Annotated in this window: 1 pseudogene; it reads left to right on the top strand. The window is 47.0% G+C overall.

Annotated elements, in window-relative coordinates:
• Positions 1–166 (top strand): annotated as a pseudogene (locus V6252_RS13065) (tRNA (adenosine(37)-N6)-threonylcarbamoyltransferase complex transferase subunit TsaD); the annotation flags it as partial.
• Positions 167–230 lie beyond the last annotated feature (64 nt).

Raw genomic sequence — 230 nt, 5'->3', positions numbered from 1 at the left:
GGCTAAGATCTATGCGACGGTTCATTTTGCACGGCCTGCGCTATGTACGGACAATGGCGCGATGATTGGTTATGCAGGTTTTCAGCGCTTACAAGCAGGACAGTCTGATGATTTGGCTGTTAGCTGTATTCCGCGTAGGCCGATCACAGAATTACCAGCCGTATAAATGAGTATTAGGTCCAACACGTTTATATGAATTAAGGACAGTCTATGCAGTCGCATGCTATCGG

It is taken from the genome of Psychrobacter proteolyticus (genome assembly GCF_038155145.1).
Classification (GTDB): domain Bacteria; phylum Pseudomonadota; class Gammaproteobacteria; order Pseudomonadales; family Moraxellaceae; genus Psychrobacter; species Psychrobacter proteolyticus_B.
This window is presented reverse-complemented; position numbering and strand designations above follow the sequence as displayed.